The organism is Mycobacterium sp. 1245852.3 (assembly GCF_001669335.1).
GTDB classification, from domain to species: domain Bacteria; phylum Actinomycetota; class Actinomycetes; order Mycobacteriales; family Mycobacteriaceae; genus Mycobacterium; species Mycobacterium europaeum_A.
Map to the genome: position 1 here is coordinate 1 of NZ_LZLL01000134.1, position 1,367 is coordinate 1,367.

Sequence of the window (1,367 nt, forward strand, 5' to 3'; positions counted from 1 at the left end):
AGCCGGGCGCCGAGCCCGGCGCGGAACAACGGCCGCAGCCGGCCCAGCACGCCGCCCGCGGGGGAGAACACCAGCCCGGTGCGGGCCAGCACCACCCGGGCGCCGCCGTACTGGGCCGGCAGCGTGGCGGCCTCCCAGTCCTCACACAGCCGCGCCAGGAAACCCGTTCCCGCACGGTCGTTTTCGTCGACCACGCGGTCCTTGGTGTTGCCGTAGAAGCCGACCGCGCTGGCGTTGACCAGGGTCGCCACCCCCGCGTCGGCGACGGCGTGCGCCAGCACCTCGGTGGGGGCGATGCGGCTGTCGCGCAGGCTCTGCTTGAAGGCGCCCGACCATCGCCGCTTGCCGATATTGACGCCGCACAGGTTGACGACGGCGTCGACGCCGGTCAGCGTGTCGGGATCCAAATCGCCGCTCTCGGGATTCCAGTGCAGCTCATCGGCATTCGCCGGTGCGCGGCGCACGATGCGCAACACCCGGTGATCGGCCGCGCGCAGGGCCGCGGCCAGGGCCGAACCGATCAGGCCGGACGAACCCGCAATAGCGATGAGGGCCTGCTGGCCGGCGCGAGCCACGTTCGATTGTCCTTCGTTACAGGCCGAGGTCGGCCTCGAACGCGCCCTCTTCGAGACGGTGCTTGATGGTGGTGAGGAAGCGGCCGGCGTCTGCGCCGTCGATCAGCCGGTGGTCATAGGTCAGTGGCAGATAGCAGATCGAGCGGACACCGATGGATTCGTTGCCGAACTCGTCGACGATCACCCGCGGCCGCTTGACGATGGCGCCGGTGCCCAGCATGGCGGCCTGCGGCGGAACCAGGATGGGGGTGTCGAACAGCGCGCCCTGGCTGCCGATGTTGGTGATCGTGAAGGTGCCGCCGGACAGCTCGTCGGGTTTGAGGTTGCCCGAGCGGGCGCGCGCGGCGATGTCGGCGATCGCCCGGGCCAGCCCGGCCAGCGACAGGTCGCCGGCGTTGTGCACGACGGGGGAGAGCAGACCCTGTTCGGTGTCGACCGCGAAGCCGAGGTGCTCGGCGTCGTAGTAGGTGATCTCCTTGGTGTCCTCGTTGTAGCTCGCGTTGACGTTGGGGTGGATCTTCAGCGCGTCGATCACCGCCCGGGCGATGAACGGCAGGAAGGTCAGGTTCACGCCCTCGCGCTCGGCGAACGCCGCCTTGGCCCTGGCCCGCAACCCCACCAGCTTGGTCATGTCGACCTCGTGGGTCTGGGTGAGTTGCGCTGTGGCCTGCAGGGATTCGCGGGTTTTGTTCGCGGTGATCTGACGGATCCGGCTGGCCTTCTGGGTGGTGCCCCGCAGGTGCGCCATCGCCGGCGCCGGGCTCGGCGCCGCAGCGGCCTTGGGCGCCGCGG

General features: G+C 70.3%; 2 protein-coding genes. Both read right to left on the minus strand.

Annotation, left to right across the window (positions count from 1 at the left end):
- The coding region (locus tag A9W96_RS05920) for an NAD-dependent epimerase/dehydratase family protein (RefSeq protein WP_156765129.1) at positions 1–575 on the minus strand (575 nt) is incomplete at its 3' end.
- Positions 576–591: 16 nt separating this feature from the next.
- A partial coding sequence (sucB, locus tag A9W96_RS05925; protein WP_067138398.1) for a 2-oxoglutarate dehydrogenase, E2 component, dihydrolipoamide succinyltransferase occupies positions 592–1,367 on the minus strand: 776 nt, incomplete at its 5' end.